General features: G+C 72.3%; 15 protein-coding genes. 14 read left to right on the forward strand and 1 reads right to left on the reverse strand.

Features of this window, described 5'->3' with window-relative positions:
• The first annotated feature begins 84 nt into the window (after positions 1 to 84).
• The 9 genes from recG to mutM all read left to right on the forward strand — a co-directional run bounded on the left by recG (position 85) and on the right by mutM (position 8,457).
• Entirely contained in the window at positions 85 to 2,442 is a 2,358-nt protein-coding gene (gene recG / locus LZF96_RS07010) for an ATP-dependent DNA helicase RecG (RefSeq protein WP_308294163.1), read from the forward strand.
• A 181-nt stretch (positions 2,443 to 2,623) separates the two neighbouring features.
• A complete protein-coding gene (locus LZF96_RS07015; RefSeq protein WP_233867194.1) occupies positions 2,624 to 3,124 on the forward strand; it encodes a hypothetical protein in 501 nt (166 codons plus the stop codon).
• 149 nt (positions 3,125 to 3,273) lie between these two features.
• The gene (gene rsmD / locus LZF96_RS07020) at positions 3,274 to 3,861 is read left to right on the forward strand and encodes a 16S rRNA (guanine(966)-N(2))-methyltransferase RsmD (protein ID WP_233867212.1); all 588 of its coding nucleotides are present in this window, start codon (positions 3,274 to 3,276) and stop codon (positions 3,859 to 3,861) included.
• Between the two features lie 26 nt (positions 3,862 to 3,887).
• The gene (gene coaD / locus LZF96_RS07025) at positions 3,888 to 4,367 is read left to right on the forward strand and encodes a pantetheine-phosphate adenylyltransferase (RefSeq protein WP_233867215.1); all 480 of its coding nucleotides are present in this window, start codon (positions 3,888 to 3,890) and stop codon (positions 4,365 to 4,367) included.
• A 108-nt stretch (positions 4,368 to 4,475) separates the two neighbouring features.
• Entirely contained in the window at positions 4,476 to 5,519 is a 1,044-nt protein-coding gene (locus tag LZF96_RS07030; RefSeq protein WP_233867218.1) for a cell division initiation protein, read from the forward strand.
• Positions 5,520 to 5,817: 298 nt separating this feature from the next.
• A complete protein-coding gene (locus LZF96_RS07035) occupies positions 5,818 to 6,420 on the forward strand; it encodes a DUF177 domain-containing protein (protein WP_233867221.1) in 603 nt (200 codons plus the stop codon).
• A 2-nt stretch (positions 6,421 to 6,422) separates the two neighbouring features.
• On the forward strand, positions 6,423 to 6,596 hold the full coding sequence (gene rpmF / locus LZF96_RS07040; protein ID WP_233867224.1) for a 50S ribosomal protein L32: 174 nt from the start codon (positions 6,423 to 6,425) through the stop codon (positions 6,594 to 6,596).
• Between the two features lie 19 nt (positions 6,597 to 6,615).
• Positions 6,616 to 7,515 carry a ribonuclease III gene (gene rnc, locus LZF96_RS07045; protein ID WP_233867568.1) on the forward strand — a complete coding sequence of 300 codons (900 nt, stop codon included), beginning with the start codon at positions 6,616 to 6,618 and terminating at the stop codon, positions 7,513 to 7,515.
• A gap of 3 nt (positions 7,516 to 7,518) precedes the next feature.
• Positions 7,519 to 8,457: a bifunctional DNA-formamidopyrimidine glycosylase/DNA-(apurinic or apyrimidinic site) lyase gene (gene mutM, locus LZF96_RS07050; protein ID WP_233867226.1), complete on the forward strand. Its 939-nt coding sequence runs from the start codon at positions 7,519 to 7,521 to the stop codon at positions 8,455 to 8,457.
• Between the two features lie 272 nt (positions 8,458 to 8,729).
• Here mutM and LZF96_RS07055 read toward each other — a convergent pair whose 3' ends face one another.
• Positions 8,730 to 9,659, reverse strand: a complete 930-nt coding sequence (locus LZF96_RS07055) for a CAP domain-containing protein (protein WP_233867229.1) — start codon at positions 9,657 to 9,659, stop codon at positions 8,730 to 8,732.
• Positions 9,660 to 9,944: 285 nt separating this feature from the next.
• Between LZF96_RS07055 and LZF96_RS07060 the strand changes: the two genes are divergently transcribed.
• The 5 genes from LZF96_RS07060 to ftsY all read left to right on the forward strand — a co-directional run bounded on the left by LZF96_RS07060 (position 9,945) and on the right by ftsY (position 18,247).
• Positions 9,945 to 10,214, forward strand: a complete 270-nt coding sequence (locus tag LZF96_RS07060) for an acylphosphatase (protein ID WP_233867232.1) — start codon at positions 9,945 to 9,947, stop codon at positions 10,212 to 10,214.
• Between the two features lie 363 nt (positions 10,215 to 10,577).
• Positions 10,578 to 10,778 carry a hypothetical protein gene (locus LZF96_RS07065; protein WP_233867235.1) on the forward strand — a complete coding sequence of 67 codons (201 nt, stop codon included), beginning with the start codon at positions 10,578 to 10,580 and terminating at the stop codon, positions 10,776 to 10,778.
• A 711-nt stretch (positions 10,779 to 11,489) separates the two neighbouring features.
• On the forward strand, positions 11,490 to 15,101 hold the full coding sequence (gene smc / locus LZF96_RS07070; RefSeq protein WP_233867238.1) for a chromosome segregation protein SMC: 3,612 nt from the start codon (positions 11,490 to 11,492) through the stop codon (positions 15,099 to 15,101).
• 292 nt (positions 15,102 to 15,393) lie between these two features.
• Positions 15,394 to 16,821 carry a sugar porter family MFS transporter gene (locus LZF96_RS07075; RefSeq protein WP_233867240.1) on the forward strand — a complete coding sequence of 476 codons (1,428 nt, stop codon included), beginning with the start codon at positions 15,394 to 15,396 and terminating at the stop codon, positions 16,819 to 16,821.
• Between the two features lie 181 nt (positions 16,822 to 17,002).
• On the forward strand, positions 17,003 to 18,247 hold the full coding sequence (gene ftsY / locus LZF96_RS07080) for a signal recognition particle-docking protein FtsY (protein ID WP_233867242.1): 1,245 nt from the start codon (positions 17,003 to 17,005) through the stop codon (positions 18,245 to 18,247).
• The last annotated feature ends 57 nt before the right edge of the window (positions 18,248 to 18,304 follow it).

An 18,304-nucleotide genomic window follows, 5' to 3' on the forward strand; every position in this document is an offset into this window, starting at 1 on the left:
TCCGGGCGCGGCGCGGAACCGGTGGGGGAGCGGGACGTCCCCGGGGTCCCCGGGGATGTCGGTGGGATGGTGTGCAATGGGCGGGTGAGCGCCCAACCCGAGACCTCCAACACCCCGCCGTCGTCCCGGTCCGCCGCCGACCCGCTGGCGGACCCGCTGGCCCGTGTGGTGGGCGGGGCCACCGCCAAGGTGATGGCGACCCACCTCGATCTGCGCACCGTCGGTGACCTGCTGCACCACTACCCGCGCCGCTACGCGGAGCGGGGCGAGCTCACCCGGCTCTCCGACCTGCCCGTCGACGAGCACGCCACCGTCGTGGCCGAGGTCGCCGACACCCGGATCCTGACGTTCAACCGGGGGCGGGGGCAGCGGTTGGAGGTGACCCTCACCGACGGCAGCGGCAGGCTGCAACTGGTCTTCTTCGGGCGGGGCGCGCACCACCACAAGCGGGAGCTGTTGCCGGGGCGGCGCGGCCTGTTCTCCGGCAAGGTCTCCCTGTTCAACCGCCGGCTGCAACTGGCCCACCCCTCCTACCAACTGCTGGGCACGACCGGGGAGGACGCGGGAAGCGAGGCCGACGCCGTGGCCGCCTTCACCTCGCGGCTCATCCCGCTGTACCCGGCCTGTCGGCAGATGGAGTCCTGGAAGATCGCCAAGGCCGTGGACACCGTCCTGGCCTCCCTGGAGGCCGACGGTTGGGCCGGCGTACGGGACCCGCTGCCCCCCCGGCTGCGCGCCGACCACGACCTGCCGCCGCTGCCGGAGGCGCTGCGCCGGGTCCACCGGCCCGCCGGTCGGAAAGAGGTGGAGGCGGCACGGCGACGCCTGAAATGGGACGAGGCGTTCGTCCTCCAGGTGGCCCTGGCCCGTCGTCGGTACGCCGATGCCCGGCTGCCCGCCGTACCCCGCCGACCGGCCCCCGACGGGCTGTTGACCGCCTTCGACGCCAAGCTGCCCTTCACCCTCACCGAGGGACAGTGTCGGGTGGGTGAGGAGATCTTCGCCGACCTGGCCGCTGACCATCCCATGCACCGGCTGCTCCAGGGGGAGGTGGGCAGCGGCAAGACCCTGGTCGCGCTGCGGGCGATGCTCGGGGTGGTGGACGGCGGCGGCCAGGCCGCCCTGCTGGCCCCGACCGAGGTGTTGGCCCAACAGCACCACCGCTCGATCGTGGAGATGATGGGGGAGCTGGCGGAGGGCGGCCTGCTGGGCGGCGCCGAGCAGGGCACCCGGGTGACGCTGCTGACCGGTTCGATGGGGGCGGCCGCCCGTCGCCGGGCGCTGTTGGAGACGGTCACCGGCGAGGCGGGCCTGGTCATCGGTACCCATGCCCTGATCGAGGACCGGGTGCGCTTCCACGACCTGGGCCTGGTCGTGGTCGACGAGCAGCACCGCTTCGGCGTGCGTCAGCGCGACGCCCTGCGCTCCCGGGCCGAACACCCCCCGCACCTGCTCGTGATGACCGCGACCCCCATCCCGCGCACCGTGGCGATGACGGTCTTCGGTGACCTGGAGACCTCGGTGCTGGACCAGCTGCCCGAGGGGCGGTCACCGATCGTCACCCACGTCGTCCCCGCCGAGGACAAGCCGCACTTCCTGCGACGCGCGTGGGAGCGGGTGCGGGAGGAGGTGGCCGCCGGCCGCCAGGCGTACGTGGTCTGCCCCCGGATCGGCGACGGGCCGGGTGAGGACGCCGGGGCCGGGGGCGCCGGTGCCACGGCGGGCACGAAAGGGGCGGGTGCGAAGGACGCGGATCCCCCCGCTCCCGGGGACACCGCCGCAGCCGAGGGGACCGGGTCGGGGGCCGACGACGGATCGGGGGATCGCCGTCCGCCACTGGCTGTCCTCGACGTCGCCCGTTCCCTGGCGGCCGGTCCGTTGGCGGGCCTGCGGATCGCCGAGCTGCACGGCCGCATGGCACCGGACGCCAAGGACGAGGTGATGCGCCGCTTCTCGGCGGGCGAGCTGGATGTCCTGGTGGCCACCACCGTCATCGAGGTCGGCGTCAACGTCCCCAACGCCACGGTGATGGCGATCATGGACGCGGACCGCTTCGGTGTCTCCCAACTGCACCAGTTGCGGGGTCGGGTCGGGCGGGGCGAGCACCCCGGGCTGTGTCTTTTGGTGACGGACCTGCCGGAGGCCGTTCCGGCCCGGGCCCGGCTGGAGGCGGTGGCCTCCACCCGGGACGGCTTCGAGCTCTCCCGCATCGACCTGGAGCAGCGGCGCGAGGGTGACGTCCTCGGGCAGGCCCAGTCGGGAGGGCGCAGTTCATTGCGGATGCTCGCCGTCATCGAGGACGAGGACATCATCATCGAGGCGCGGCGGGAGGCCGCCGAACTGGTGGAGCGTGATCCCGAGCTGACCCGCACCCCCGCCCTGCGCACCGCCCTGGACGCGCTGCTCGACGCGGAGCGGGAGGAGTTCCTGGAGCGGGGCTGACCCCATCCGCGCGGGCCGGGGCACCTCTCCCGGTCCGCGCGGTCCCGGGCCCCCGGGCGGGCGTCCGCGTCACCCCGAATTGTCGGTGCCGCCCGGGAGAATGGAGATGTTCCGCGGTGATCCGTTCGGATCCGCGCGGTTTTCTCCCGGCCCGTCGGGCCCGGACCACTGGGGGTCTTCCATGGCGTTCCGACACATCAACGAGCTCCCCCTCGGGGACAAGATCTTCCGCGTCGAGTTGGCCAGCGACGACGACGTCACCCTGACCATGACCCTGACCGGGTGGCGGGAGGGGGAGCCGCAGACGCCGATCGCCGTCGACGTCCCCACCCTGCGCATCGCCCTCAACCGCGGTCTGCGGGCGCTGGCCCTGGCGGCGGACGTCGCCGAGCCCATCCCCGACCGGGACATCCTCCGCGAGTTGTTCCCCGGTCATGGCGCCCCCTGGGTCCCGCAGCACGAGGAGGACCTGACCCGCCGGTTCCACGCGGGGGAGACGGTGGCGCGGATAGCCGCCCGCTTCGGGCGGACCCCGGACTCGGTGCGCACCAAACTCCGGGAACTGGGCCACGACCCGCGCCGACCGGAGTACTGCCCGCCGGACGGCTGCCTGTCGTGGTCCCGGTACGCCTCGCCGGTCCTGCTCGGTTCGCCGGCCGGGGAGGAGGTCGCGCCGGGCTGATCGACCGTGCGGGCATCCGTCGGCCCGGGGACCGGCCCGGTCCCCGGGCCGGGACGCGCGGGCCCGTACGGCTCCGGCCGGGCGGGTCCCGGCGGGCCGCGCCGTATAGCGTGGGACGGACCTTTCCCCACCGCGATCGAAGGACCTCGATGACCCGCGTGATCGCCGGCGCCGCGGGCGGCCGTCGGCTGGCCGTGCCGCCCGGGGGTGGCACCCGTCCCACCTCGGACCGCGCCAGGGAGGGCCTGTTCTCCACCTGGGAGGCCCTGTACGGTCCCCTGGAGGGGGCCGCCGTCCTGGACCTCTTCGCGGGCTCCGGCGCGGTCGGCCTGGAGGCCCTGTCGCGGGGGGCCCGCCGTGTGGTGTTGGTGGAGGCCGACCGCCGGGCGGCCCGGGTGGTGCGGGAGAACATCGCCGCGCTCGGTCTGCCGGGAGCGGAGGCGCGGGCGGATCGGGTCGAGCGCGTCGTCGCGGGTCCACCGCCCGGCGGCCCCTTCGACCTGGTTTTCCTGGATCCGCCCTACGTCCTCGGGGACGCGGCGATCCGCGAGATCCTGCTCACACTCCGCTCCGGGGGGTGGCTGGCCGGCGACGGACTCGTCACGGTGGAGCGCGGAACGAGGGGCGGGACGTTCCTCTGGCCGGCCGGCTTCTCCGCGCTGCGCTCCCGTCGGTACGGCGAGGGAACGCTCTGGTACGGTCGCGCCGCCGAAGAAGAAGTTACCGACCGGTCATGATGGGCCGGGAGAGCGAGGAGGGACCGTTGCGACGCGCGGTTTGCCCGGGGTCGTTCGACCCGATCACCAATGGCCATCTCGACATCATCAACCGCGCCTCCCGGCTCTACGACGTGGTCCACGTGGCGGTGATGATCAACAAGTCCAAGAGCGGACTGTTCCCGGTGGAGGAGCGCATCGCGCTCATCGAGGAGGTCACCTCGGAGTACGGCAACGTACGGGTCGAGGCCTTCCACGGCCTCCTGGTGGACTACTGCAAGCAGCGCGACATCCCGGCCATCGTGAAGGGCCTGCGCGCCGTCAGCGACTTCGACTACGAACTGCAGATGGCCCAGATGAACATCGGGCTCTCGGGCGTGGAAACCCTCTTCGTGCCCACCAATCCCACCTACAGCTTCCTCTCCTCCAGCCTGGTGAAGGAGGTCGCCACCTGGGGTGGCGACGTCTCCCACCTGGTGCCGCCGACCGTGTTGGAGGCCCTGATGGAGAAGCTGCGGCACCGCTGACCCGGGGCCGACGGCCGGGGCGCGTCACGCCCCGGAGCCCGTTCGGGAACCCCGTGCGCCCCCGCCGGCGACTGTCCCCGGGGGGCCCGACGGTCGTACAGTCACCCCGTGGACGTACACCAGAAGCTCGACGAGATCGTCGCGTCGGTCGGCAGCGCCAAGGCCATGCCGATGTCGGCGTCCTGCGTGATCAACCGGGGTGAACTCCTCGCCCGACTCGAGGAGCTGCGCGGCGCCTTCCCCGACTCCCTGGCCGAGGCCACCCGGCTTCTCGGCGGGCGCGAGGAGGTCGTCGCCGACGCCCACCGCGAGGCGCAGCGCATCGTCGAGGCGGCCCGGGCCGAGCGCGGCAGCCTCGTGGAGAACACCCATATCGCCCGCGAGGCCCGCGGCGAGGCGGACCGTATCCTGGCGGAGGCCCGCCGGGAGGCGGCGGAGGTTCGTGCCGAGGCCGACGACTACGTGGACAGCAAGCTGGCCAATTTCGAGGTCGTGCTGGGAAAGACCATCGATTCGGTCGGTCGCGGCCGGGAGAAGCTGCTGGGCGCGGGGCGCGACGGTGACCCCGAGTTGCTGCTCGAGCGCGCCGACGCCTATGTGGAGGACCAGTTCGCCGCGATCGAGACGGTGTTGCGCAAGACCCTCGAGGCGGTCGGGCGGGGACGGAACAAACTCACCGGCCACCGGCCGATCGACGAATTGGCCGAGCACATGGCGGCGGGGGAGGGGCGTCCCCCGGAGATGCATCCGCTGGACCTCGCGATGGCAGCGGAGGCGGGAGGCGCCATGGTCGCCCCCGGAGCACCGTCCGCCGGGCCGCCGGCCCGGGGGACCGGCGACTTCTCCGGATGGGTGACCGGGACGGAATACCCCGCGCCCGACACCGGGTGGGGACCCGGCGGCGACATCCACCGGGCAGCCGCGACCCATGCCGGTGGTGACTGGGCCGCCGCGGGGAACGGCGGGTATCCCGACTACACCGGCGACCCGTACGGGGCGCCCGCCGGCTCCCCGGCGGCCGACGGATCCGGTTACGGCGGTCACAGCGGCCACGGGGGCACCGGGACGGGGACCGACCAGGAGGCGGCCAGCCTCTTCGACACCGGCTTCATCGATCCCGAACAGCTGCGCCGGTACGAGCAGGGGCGCTGACCCCCGAACCGCCTCCGGCCGGTTCTCCGGACGTTCCCACCGGTTCGTCCCCCGCCCCGGGCCGCCCCCGGAGGACCACCGGTGGCGGTTTGGGGCGGAAGCGGGCCGTGACGTATCCTGTTCCTTCGGCCGTGGTGACATCCGCGGCCCGCGTCGCCCGGACCCGTCGCCGCGCGCCCCGGTAGGACCCGGAGGCCCGGCGACCGGCCTCTCGGCAGTCCGGCCGACGCGCACCGATCCATCGACTCACAGAAGGCGAAGAGCCCTGAAAGCCGCCCTGAACCCCCGCGCCCCCCTCGTGTTCGGTACACACGAGCTGGGCCGTCGTCCGGGTGCGCTCCTCAAGGTTTCCCGCACCGCGGAGGCCCCCGCGGACCTGGGCGGTGACGTGCTCCGGGTTCCGGAGGACGCACCGATGGAGGTCGCCCTCCGACTGGAGTCGGTGATGGACGGGGTCCTGGTCACCGGGACCGTCCGCGCGCCCCTCACCGGGGAGTGCGTAAGGTGTCTGGAGCCGCTTCGCCAGGAGTGCGAGGCGGACTTCCAGGAGTTGTACTCCTACCCCGACGCCGACGCCGGGAGTCGCCACGCGGCGACCGACGACGACGCCGAGGAGGAGACGCTGTTCCTCGAGGGCGAGTTGTTCGACCTCGAGCCCGTGTTGCGGGACGCGGTGGTGCTTTCACTGCCCCTGCAGCCGGTGTGCCGGGAGGACTGTCCGGGTCTGTGCCCCGAGTGCGGGGTGCGTCTGGAGACCGATCCGGACCACCGGCACGACGACGCCGTCGACATCCGTTGGGCGGCGCTGCGGGAGCTGTCGGGGACCCTCGGGTCCGCGGGGGCCGACGCGGAAGAAGAGAAGCCTCCCCGCGCCGGCGGGGACGAATCACAGGAGAAGTAGCCGTGGCCGTTCCGAAGCGGAAGATGTCGCGCAGCAACACGCGCCACCGCCGGTCGCAGTGGAAGGCTGCGGTCCCCAACCTCACCGCGTGCGGGGGTTGCCGCGAGCCCAAGCTGCAGCACACCGCGTGCACCAACTGCGGCACCTACAACCGCCGCCAGGTGCTTGAGGTCTGACGGGCGGGTGACGGGCTCCATGCCGGACATCGGCACCACGAGTTCCGCGGTGTCCGCGGAGGAGATCTCGTCCCCTGCGACTCTGGAAGGGCGGCTCGGCTACAAGGTCGAGGCCGCCCTTCTGGTGCGTGCGCTGACGCATCGCAGCTACGCCTACGAGCACGGGGGCCTGCCCACCAACGAGCGTCTGGAGTTCCTCGGGGACTCCGTTCTCGGCCTGGTGGTCACCGACACCCTCTACAACCGTCACCCCGAGCTGCCCGAGGGGCAGCTCGCCAAGCTGAGGGCGGCGGTGGTCAACTCCCGTGCCCTCGCGGAGGTCGCCCGGGGGCTGGACCTGGGAGCCTTCGTGCGCCTGGGTCGGGGAGAGGAGGGGACCGGCGGTCGCGACAAGGCGTCGATCCTCGCCGACACCCTGGAGGCGGTCATCGGGGCCGTCTACCTGGACTGCGGCCTGGCCGCCGCCGACGAGCTCGTGCACCGGCTCTTCGATCCGCTGATCGAGCGCTCCGCCGGCCTGGGGGCCGGCCTGGACTGGAAGACCAGCCTCCAGGAATTGAGCGCCGCCCGCGGATTGGGTGTGCCGGAGTACGAGATCACCGAGACCGGCCCCGATCACGAGAAGACCTTCACCGCCGCCGCCCGGGTGGCCGGTACCGCCTACGGCACCGGAACCGGGCGCAGCAAGAAGGAGGCGGAGCAGCAGGCCGCCGAGACCGCGTGGCGGGCCATCCGGGCCGCCGCGGACGGTGAGGCCGCTCTCGCCGAAGCCGCCTCAGGTCCCTCAGGTCCGTCGGAGACCGCCGATGACGGGCCCGGCGACGGCGCGGTCGGCGCCGGACCGCCGGACCGCCGGACCACCGAGTCCGAGGACGGAACGGCCGCCGGGGGCCCGGCCACCGGTGCCGGGGAGCGCTGACCGGTGCCCGAACTGCCCGAGGTGGAGGTCGTGCGCCGGGGTCTGGAACGCTGGGTGGCGGGTCGCACGGTCGCGCGGGTGGAGGTTCTCCACCCGCGGGCCGTCCGACGCCACGGGCCCGGCCCCCGTGACTTCGCGGACCGGCTCGTCGGCCGTCGTCTCGCCATCCCCCGTCGACGGGGCAAGTACCTCTGGCTCCCCCTGACGGAAGAGGGGGAGCCGGAGGGCGGGGGCGACCTTCCGGTCTTCTCTCTCCTCGCCCATCTCGGCATGAGCGGACAACTCCTCATCCAGCCGTCGGAGGCGCCCGACGAGCGTCACCTGCGGGTGCGGATCTCCTTCACGGACGCCGGACCGGGTGAGTTGCGCTTCGTCGACCAACGGACCTTCGGAGGGCTCTCCCTCCATCCCTGCCTGCCGGGTGACACCGACGGACTGCCCGACGTGATGGGCCACATCGCCCGTGACCCGCTGGATCCCGCCTTCGACGAGAAGGCGTTCCTCGTGGCCCTGCGGCGCCGGCGCACCACCGTCAAGCGGGCCCTGCTGGACCAGACGCTGATCAGCGGGGTCGGCAATATTTACGCCGACGAGGCGTTGTGGTCGTCGCGCCTGCACTACGACCGACCCACCGCGACGCTCACCCGGCCGAGGGTCGAGGAACTCCTGTCCGGGGTCCGGGAGGTGATGGCCGCCGCGCTGGAGGCAGGGGGAACCAGCTTCGACAGCCTCTACGTCAACGTCAACGGCGAGTCGGGGTACTTCGACCGTTCGCTCAACGCCTACGGACGGGCCGGGGCGCCGTGTCGGCGCTGCGCCACCCCGATACGACGGGACGCGTGGATGAACCGCTCCAGTTACTGGTGCCCGGTCTGTCAGCGACCCCCGCGGGCCCGCGCGCCGGTTTCCCGCGGCCCGGGGGCCGGTCTCCGCTCCGCCTGACCCGCCGTCCCGGGTGCTGTCCGCCCGGCCGATGGACAGGGCGGACCCTTGCGGGCGCGGTCCCGTTCTTGCGGGGCCGTGCCCGGGGTCGCGGGGGTCGCGCCCTCGCGGGTTCCGGGGCGGCCGGGGGCGCCCGACGGGTGGCGCCCCCGTTCCCGTGGTCCGGAGGCGGACGCGGCGATGGGGTGTGTGCTGTCCGGCGGAAACACCGGACAGCACACACCCCATCGGAACCGGGGGTGGCGCCGTCCGGCGCCGCCCCCGGGTACGGTCTAGTAGCCGAAGTTCTGGGTCCACCAGGGGCCACCGGGGCCCAGGTGAACACCGACGCCCAGAGTGCGGAAGTCGCAGTTGAGGATGTTGGCGCGGTGTCCCTCGCTGTTCATCCAGGACTCCATCACCGAGGCGGCGCTCTGCTGGCCGCGGGCTATGTTCTCCCCGCCCAGGTTGCCTATCCCCGCCGTCGACGCGCGGTCCCAGGGGGATCGGCCGTCGGGATCGGTGTGCGAGAAGAAGGAACGGTTCGCCATGTCCCGGCTGAAGTCACGGGCCAGCCGTCCCAGGGCGGTGTCCTGGACCACGGGGCTGCAACCGGCCCGGGCACGCTCGACGTTGACCAGACGCAGGACCTCGGCCTCGGCGGTCTCCGCCGGATCCTCACTGCCCGACGGGGTGCCGGTGGACGGTTGCTGGCCGGGCGGGCTCGTGGTGCGCGAGGACTCGGGCGCGGAGGTGCTCGGAGCGGGGGCCGTGGTACCGGGCTCGGGGTCCGGGGTGGCGGAGGGAGTGGTGGCCTCGGGGGTGGGTTCGGGCTCCGGGGTGTCCTCCGGCTCCTCGGTCTCCTCCGGCTCCTCGATCTCCTCCTCGGCCTCTTCCCGTTCCCGGTTCTCCTTCTCCTCCGCGGTCTCGGAGGGGGAGGCGGAGGGGAGGGAGGGGCGTTCCTCGCCGCGGTCGATGCTCTCGCCGCCACGGCCGCCCTGGATGGAAGGGCTGCCGGACACGGCGCCGGAACGGTCACCACCCGCCTGGAAGGTGTGCAGATCATCCAGGGTGAAGCGCTCGGCCGCTCCGGGCAGGACTCCCGCCCCGGCTGCGACGGCGCCCACGGTCAGAGCGGCGGACACGCCCAACAGGCCGGCTCTCGCCGGTGCCTGCTTGCGGTGCGTGCCCCTTCCGGGAACGGATCGGCGGTGGCGTCCCATCGGCGGCACCGTCCTCCTGGAACTCGACGACTGCGGCTCCGACCGCGCTGATCGCGGCAGGATGAAACATTCCGCGCTTCACTCGAAAGGGTTAGGCGCGTCGGAGTGGACTGTACGGCATCCGGGTGAGAACCCGGGCGCGCCTGCCGGAAACGACCGGATAGCGTGCGTCACATGAGCTCCTCGGACCCCCGGACATCACCGAACTTCCCGGAATCGGATGACTTTCGCCCCGATGTCGAAAGAGCCCCGGATCCCGAGGGAAGGGGAAGGGCGGAAGGGCCCGTGAGATTGACCGTCTGGGTTCGGGGGCGGGTGCAGGGTGTGGGTTTTCGGTGGTTCACCCGTGCCCGGGCTCTGGAGATCGGAGGGCTCCGCGGGTTCGCGTCCAATCTGGCCGACGGTCGCGTACAGGTGGTCGCGGAAGGGCCTGGGGAGAACTGCGAGGCGCTCCTGGAGTGGCTGGGCGGTGGCGCCACGCCCGGCGAGGTGAGCGGTTTGACTGAGATGTGGGACACACCGCGCGGTGATTACCGCGACTTCTCGATCAGGTGATCATCGAGCGGGCGGTCTCCCACGTTTTCCCGCAAAGCGCTTGCCATACCCGGTCCCACGTGCGAGGCTGCCGCGCAGATGGTGATCGACTGAATGCCCCGGCACCGGAATCCTCCTTCCCGGGAAGTACCGAACGGGGTGGCTCAATCGTCCGCGACCCCCCTTTCGGGGGCCGCCCGACGATGGGTGCGCGGTGTGATCGTGTTGACCGTCCCCTCTTTTGGTGAGACTCTGAAAGTCCCGCGCAGCCCGATCGTGTTGCCCGGAAACGGGTGACATGCGCAGGGCGACACCGCGGAATCACAACACCTCACGACCCACCAACGGCTTCGGTCGGTCACTCAGTGTGGAGGACCATCCATCATGGCAAAGGCGCTTCTCGGATACGTCGGCGGCACCGACCCCCGAGTCCTCGCCGAGATGCGACGGCTTCAGCGGCGCGTTCAGGACCTGGAGACCCAGCTCGTCCGGGTTCAGGCCGAGAACGACGCCCTCGCCGCCGCACGGCGTGACTCGGTGCTCGACAGCATCGATGTACACCAGGCGGAGCCCGCTCTGACCTGATCCCCGGATCGGAAGCGGATCTCCCGCGCAGGGAAGAATGCAAGGGACGCCTCGGCGTCCCTTCGTCATGTCCCGGGGGCTTCGGGGGCCCGAACCCCGACATTCCCATGGGACGTGTCGTCATCCACTCCGCCGTCGCCAAGTGTGATCCGCCCGGACGTCCTTCCCGCCCGCTCGCGCCGGCACCGATCACGCGGACCCCCCGCGATACGGCCACGGCTCCCGGTTCCTCGGCTTCTTCTCCCGGCCGAGGAATGATCCTCGCGGACCGGGACTCTCTTCGCGGATCCGCCCGTCCTTCGTCGGCGAACCGCTCCACACTCCCGTTCACTCGCAGCGATCGCACCATCCCCGTGGACCGGTCGACCCCGAGGGAAGCGCTCACGGAGTGATGTGCCCCGTGTACCCCGGGTCGAAACGAACAATCCTTCGGCATCGCGCGGACCCGTCGGCGGTCGGCCCCCGGCGGGCGTGCCCCGTTCCCGGAAACCTTCCGTCTCCGGTCCCCGTCGGTGACGAAGGGGGAGGGGCGTGCCGGGAACGCCGGAGACCGGCGGCGCCATCGGAAACACCACCGGAGAACCCGCCCGGAGTCTCCCGGAGCGCGAGGTCGACCGGTGCCGGGGCTCGCCCCGGACCGCCGGTCCGATCACGACTTCGGGGGCCGGTACCCGGGTGATCATCCGTAGATGCCCGGTAAAGTCCGGTGGCGTGCACCTCAAGAGCCTGACCCTGCGCGGGTTCAAATCCTTCGCCTCGGCGACCACGCTGCGGTTCGAGCCCGGCATCACCTGTGTCGTCGGTCCCAACGGATCGGGCAAGTCCAATGTCGTGGACGCGCTCTCGTGGGTGATGGGGGAGCAGGGCGCCAAGTCGCTGCGCGGCGGCAAGATGGAGGACGTGATCTTCGCCGGCACCACGGGCCGGCCCCCACTCGGTCGGGCCGAGGTGTCACTGACCATCGACAATTCCGATGGCGCCCTGCCGATCGATTACACCGAGGTCACCATCACCCGGATCATGTTCCGCAACGGTGGTAGCGAGTACCAGATCAACGGCGACACCTGCCGGTTGCTGGACATCCAGGAGTTGCTCTCCGACTCGGGTATCGGCCGCGAAATGCACGTCATCGTCGGGCAGGGGCAATTGGATTCGGTCCTGCACGCCGATCCCACCGGCCGCCGGGCCTTCATCGAGGAGGCGGCGGGGGTCCTGAAGCACCGCAAGCGAAAGGAGAAGGCGCTGCGGAAACTCGACGCGATGCAGGCCAATCTCGCCCGGGTGCAGGATCTCACCGAGGAACTGCGCCGCCAACTCAAACCGCTGGGACGACAGGCGGCGGCGGCCCGGCGCGCCGCCGTCATCCAGGCCGACCTGCGCGACGCCCGTCTGCGTCTGCTCGCCGACGAGTTGGTCGGTCAGCGGGAGGCCCTGCGGGCGGAGATCGCGGACGAGGCCGCGCTGCGCACCCGTCGTGAGGAGGCCGGGCGTCGGTTGGCCGGGGCGACCCGCCGGGAGGCGGCGCTGGAGGAACAGATCACCACTCTCGCGCCCCGGTTGAACACCGCACGAGGGGTGTGGCACGAACTCTCCCGCCTCGACGAGCGGGTACGCGGCACCGTCGGGCTCGCCGAGGCCAGGGTGACCGCCGCCCGTTCGGACGAACCGGAGGAGCGACGCGGCCGGGACCCGGAGGATCTGGAACGGGAGGCGGCCCGGATCCGGGAGCAGGAGGCGGAGTTGACGGCGGCGATGGAGGCCGCCGAACGCGCGTTGGAGGACACCGCCGAGCACCGCGCCGGTTTCGAACGCGCCGTGGAGACCGAGGAGCGCCGTCTGCGGGACGCGCACCGGGCGGCGGCCGACCGTCGTGAACACCTCGCCCGGCTCAACGGCCGGCTCACCGCGGCGCGGGGACGGGCCGAGTCGGCCGCCGCCGGTATCGAGCGCCTCGTGGAGGCCCGTGAGGAGGCGGCGCGTCGGGCCGGGTCGGCCGGGGAACGGCACGAGGAACTGCGTGCCGCCGTGACCCGCCGCGAGGCGGAGGCGACGGAACTGGCGCGACGTCTGGAGGCCGCCCGCGCCGCCGTCGAGGAGGCCGACCGGGAGGTGGCCGCGATCACGGCCGAACACACCGCGGCCGAACGCGAGCGCGCGGCCCTCGCGGCACGGCACGAGGCGCTGCTGCCGTCGCTGCGTCGTCGTGACGGCAGCGCCGCGCTTCTGGACCCGGATCGACGGTTGCCCGGCATCCCGGGAACGCTGGCCGACCTCCTGGTCGTGGAAGCGGGATACGAGGTCGCGGTCGGGGCCGCCCTGGGCCCGGTGGCGGACGCCCTGGTGGCGGACGGTCCCGACACCGCCGTCGAGGCGTTGCGGTTGTTGCGGAAGGGAGAGGAGGGACGGGCGGTTCTCCTCCTCACCGACCCGGCGGGTTCGGCGGGTTCGTCTCCTGCCCCCGCCGGACGGCCCCTCGTCGAACCCCTTCCCGAGGGGGCACGGCCCCTCGCCGACCTGCTCTCCGGCCCCCCGGACATCCTGGCGGCGGCCCGTTCCCTGCTCCGCCGGGCCGTGGTGGTGGCGGACACGGTCCGGGCCCGGGAGCTGATCGAGGGGGACCCGGAACTGACCGCCGTCACCGTCGAGGGGGATGTCCTCTCCCGGCGACTGGCCCGGGGCGGATCCGCGGGGGCCCCCGGCACGCTGGAGGTCCGGGCCGCCGTGGAGGAGACCGCGGCCGGCCTGGAGGCGATCGCGGAGCGGGCCGCGGAACTCGCCGACCGGCTCGACTCCGCGCGCGCGGCGCGGGAGGAGTGCCGAGCCGGGGCGGGAGAACTGGAGCGGGCGATGGCGGCGGCCGAGCGCGGCCGGTCGGAACTCGCCCGGGAGTCGGGATCCCTGGACGGGCGGGCGGCGGCGGCCGCCGCGGAGGTGGAACGGGCCACCCGGGAGGTCGAGCGTGCCCGGGCGGAGCTGGAACGCGCCCGTGAGGAGGAAGCCGAACTGGCCGAGCGACTCACCGTTCTGGAGGAGGACGCGGAAGCGGCGGAGGAACCGGACACCGGCATCCGGGACCGGCTGGCCGCCGACGCCGCCAACGCCCGTCAGACCGAGATGGAGGCCCGGCTCCACCTGCGCACGCACGAGGAACGGGTGCGCGCGCTGGCGGGACGGGCCGATTCCCTGGACCGTGCCGCTCGCGCGGAGCGCGAGGCCCGGCTCCGTGCCGAACGACGACGGGAACGCCGTCGGCACGAGGCGGCCGTCGCCGGGGCGGTGGCCGCCGCCGCCCGAATGTTGTCGGCACGGGTGGCCGTCTCCCTGGCCCGCGCGGAGGTCGACCGGCGGACGATGGAGAGGGCCCGGACGGAGCGCGAGGAGGCGTTGACGGCGGAGCGCCGCCGCGGACGCGAACTGAAGGAGGAACTGGACCGGTTGACCGACTCGGTGCACCGGGGGGAGGTGCTGGGAGCGGAGAAACGACTGCGCATCGAGCAGTTGGAGGCCCGGGCGCTGGAGGAACTGGGGGTGGAGCCCGACACCCTGGTGCGCGAGTACGGCCCGGACCAACCGGTGCCGCCCCCGCCGGCCGCCGAGGGCGAGGAGTCGCCCGCGGACCCGGAACACCCCCGCAACCGACCGGTGCCCTTCGTCCGCGCGGAACAGGAGAAGCGGCTGCGGGCCGCCGAGCGCGCCCATCGGCAACTGGGGAAGGTCAACCCCCTCGCGCTGGAGGAGTTCGCGGCCCTGGAAGAGCGCCACCGCTTCCTGGGGGAGCAGTTGGAGGACCTGCGCCGGACCCGGACCGACCTTCTTCAAGTGGTGAAGGAGGTTGACGAACGGGTGGAGCAGGTCTTCACCGCCGCCTACCGGGACACGGCGCGCGAGTTCGAGGGTGTCTTCGGACGACTCTTCCCCGGCGGTGAGGGACGACTGGTGCTGACCGATCCCGAGAACATGCTCACCACCGGTGTGGACGTGGAGGCGCGTCCCCCGGGCAAGAAGGTCAAACGGCTCTCGCTGCTCTCCGGTGGTGAGCGTTCCCTCACCGCGGTGGCGCTCCTGGTGTCCATCTTCAAGGCCCGCCCCAGTCCCTTCTATGTGATGGACGAGGTGGAGGCGGCACTGGACGACACGAACCTGCGCCGGCTCATCGGCATCATGGCGGAGCTCCGGGAGAGTTCCCAGCTCATCGTGATCACCCACCAGAAGCGGACGATGGAGATCGCCGACGCCCTCTACGGGGTCTCCATGCAGGGGGACGGCGTCTCCAAGGTCATCGGGCAGCGACTGGCCCGTTCCGGAGCGGGCGCGCCGGGGTAGGCGCATCCTCCCCGGATGTCCGGGGAGCGCCCGAAGGAGGTCGCCCGTGGTCGTGTCGCCCCGCTTCCGTGGCTCATCGCCGCTTCAGAGGTCGAACGATCCCGATCGATGTTCACCGGGAAACTCCCTCCTGTTGATCCCGGTGCCCCGATTTGACTTCACAAGTTGAATGATTAACCTCTGGCGGAGTCCGCTCGTGCGCCCCGAGGGGCGGACCCGCCCGTCCCGACATCCACCCGTCCCACCCCGTCCCACCCCGTCCCGGCAGGGCCGCCGGGAACCAGGAGAAAACGTGACCAGTACCACCGACAAGGCTCGCCGGGACGCGCCCGGGGGGCGCCCCCCACACCTGCGGCACGTCGTCTTCATCGCCTCCGTGGCCGCCCTGGGCGGCTTCCTCTTCGGTTACGACAGCGCGGTCATCAACGGCGCGGTCGAGGGGATCCGGGGACGCTTCGAAGTGGGATCGGGAGCCCTGGGCACCGTCGTGGCCATCGCCCTGCTCGGAGCCGCGCTGGGTGCCGTGGTCGCCGGACGGCTGGCCGACCGGCTGGGGCGCATCCGGGTCATGCAGTTGGCGGCACTCCTGTTCGCCATGAGCGCCATCGGCTCCATGCTGCCGTTCACCGTCTGGGACCTCGCGTTCTGGCGCACCCTGGGCGGCGTGGCCATCGGTATGGCCTCCGTCGTCGCACCCGCCTATATCGCCGAGGTCTCGCCGGCCGAGTACCGGGGGCGACTGGCCTCCTTCCAGCAGGCCGCGATCGTGCTCGGCATCGCCATCTCCCAGTTGGTCAACTGGGGTGTGCTGAACCTGGCGGGCGGCGATCAACGCGGGGAGTTGCTCGGACTCGAGGCCTGGCAGGTCATGCTCGGCATCGAGGTCGTGCCCGCCGCGCTCTACGGTCTGATGAGCCTGCGCATCCCCGAGTCCCCGCGCTATCTGATCTCCCGGGGCCGATCGGACGACGCCCGGCGGGTCCTCGCCGAGGTGGAGGCCGCCGACATCGACCCGGATGCCAAGGTCCGGGAGATCGGTGAGAAGCTGCGGACCGAGCACCGCCCGGGGTGGCGGGACCTCCTCGGCGGTCGGGCCGGCCTCCTGCCGATCGTCTGGATCGGCATCGGACTGTCGATCTTCCAGCAGCTGGTCGGGATCAACGTCATCTTCTACTACAGCAACTCGCTGTGGCAGTCGGTGGGCATCGACCCCGACGCCTCCTTCTTCTACTCCTTCACCACCTCGCTCATCAACATCGTCGGCACGGTGATCGCGATGCTGTTGGTGGACCGCATCGGTCGCAAGCCCCTGGCCCTCATCGGGTCCGCCGGTATGACGGTCTCCCTGGGACTGGCGGCCCGGGCCTTCTCCCACCGCACCGGAACCGGTGACGACATCCGCCTGCCGGATGGTCAGGCCACGCTGGCCCTGGTCGCCGCGCACTCCTTCGTGTTCTTCTTCGCCCTTTCCTGGGGCGTGGTCGTCTGGGTGCTGCTCGGTGAGATCTTCCCCAACCGGATCCGCGCCGCCGCCCTGGGCGTGGCGGCCTCCGCCCAGTGGCTCGCCAACTTCGCGATCAGTCAGAGCTTCCCGACCCTCTCGGACTGGAACCTCTCGGGCGCCTACGTGATGTACGCGACCTTCGCCCTCCTCTCCTTCGTCTTCGTCCTCAAGTGGGTGCCCGAGCCCCGCGGCAAGGCGCTGGAGGAGATGGGCTGACTCCTCCCCACCCCGTCGCCGGGAGCGGATGGTTGACCTCGCTCCCGGCGACCACCCGGATGCCCGCCGACCCGAACCCGCCGGGCCGGCGGGCGCCCCGGTTCCGGGGCGCCCCCGGGCGATACTGAAGGCGACCGGACCGCTCCGACCGCGCCCCGCACGGGCGCATCCTAGGGAACCGATGGACATCCTCCTCCTCGCCGTGGTGCTCGCCGTGGTCGCGATCGGCGCGATCAGCGGGCTCGTCATCACCCGCAGCCGTTCGTCCCGGGCTCCGACGAAAGACCGCCCCGCGACGGCCGCCCCGCCCGCCGAGCCACAGGTGGGGGAGGACTCGGCGGAGTCCGCCCCACCGCTGCGCCGCACGGTCGAGGATGTCGAACTCCCCGGGGCGGCCCGTCCGCCGTCGGCCGAGCCCGGCACCACCGGGATCGACGAGGAGCCGGGGACCGTCGTCCCGCCGGAGCCCGTGACCCCGACGGAGACCCCGGAGCCGACCGTCGGTCGGCTGGTGCGACTGCGTACCCGACTCGCCCGTTCCCAGAACGCCCTCGGGCAGGGCCTGCTGACCCTGCTGGCCCGTGACCGCCTGGACGAGGACACCTGGGAGGAGATCGAGGACACCCTGCTCACCGCCGATGTGGGCGTCGGCCCCACCACCGAACTGGTGGAGCGGCTGCGCGAGCGGGTCCGGGTGCTGGGCACCCGCACCCCCGACGAACTGCGGGCGCTCCTGCGGGAGGAACTGCTCGCGATCATCGGTACGGACGTGGACCGGTCGGTGCGCACGGAGGGCGGGGTCTCCGCCGAGGGCGGTGAACTACCGGCGGTGGTGCTCGTGGTCGGTGTCAACGGCACCGGGAAGACCACCACCACCGGCAAGCTGGCCCGGGTGCTGGTCGCCGACGGCAACTCGGTGCTCCTGGGAGCCGCGGACACCTTCCGCGCGGCCGCCGCCGATCAGTTGCAGACCTGGGGTGAACGGGTCGGCGCCCGTACGGTGCGCGGTCCCGAGGGCGGCGACCCCGCCTCGGTCGCCTTCGACGCGGTACGGGAGGGCATCACCGAGGGTGCCGACGTGGTGCTGATCGACACAGCCGGCCGGCTGCACACCAAGACCGGCCTCATGGACGAGCTGGGCAAGGTCAAGCGAGTGGTGGAGAAGCAGGGGCCGGTGGGCGAGGTACTCCTGGTCCTGGACGCCACCACCGGGCAGAACGGCCTCATCCAGGCGCGGGTCTTCGCCGAGGTGGTCAACGTGACCGGCCTGGTGCTCACCAAGTTGGACGGCACCGCCAGGGGCGGCATCGTCATGGCGGTCCAGCGGGAACTGGGGGTCCCGGTGAAGCTGGTCGGGCTGGGCGAGGGACCGGACGACCTGGCCCCCTTCGAGCCGGAGGCGTTCGTGGACGCCCTCATCGGCTGAACGACACCGGGTCGGTGCGGGCGGCGTCCCGCCGAGACCCGGCCCCGATCGATGACG

This window comes from Streptomyces sp. ST2-7A, from assembly GCF_021390475.1.
Lineage (GTDB): Bacteria > Actinomycetota > Actinomycetes > Streptomycetales > Streptomycetaceae > Streptomyces.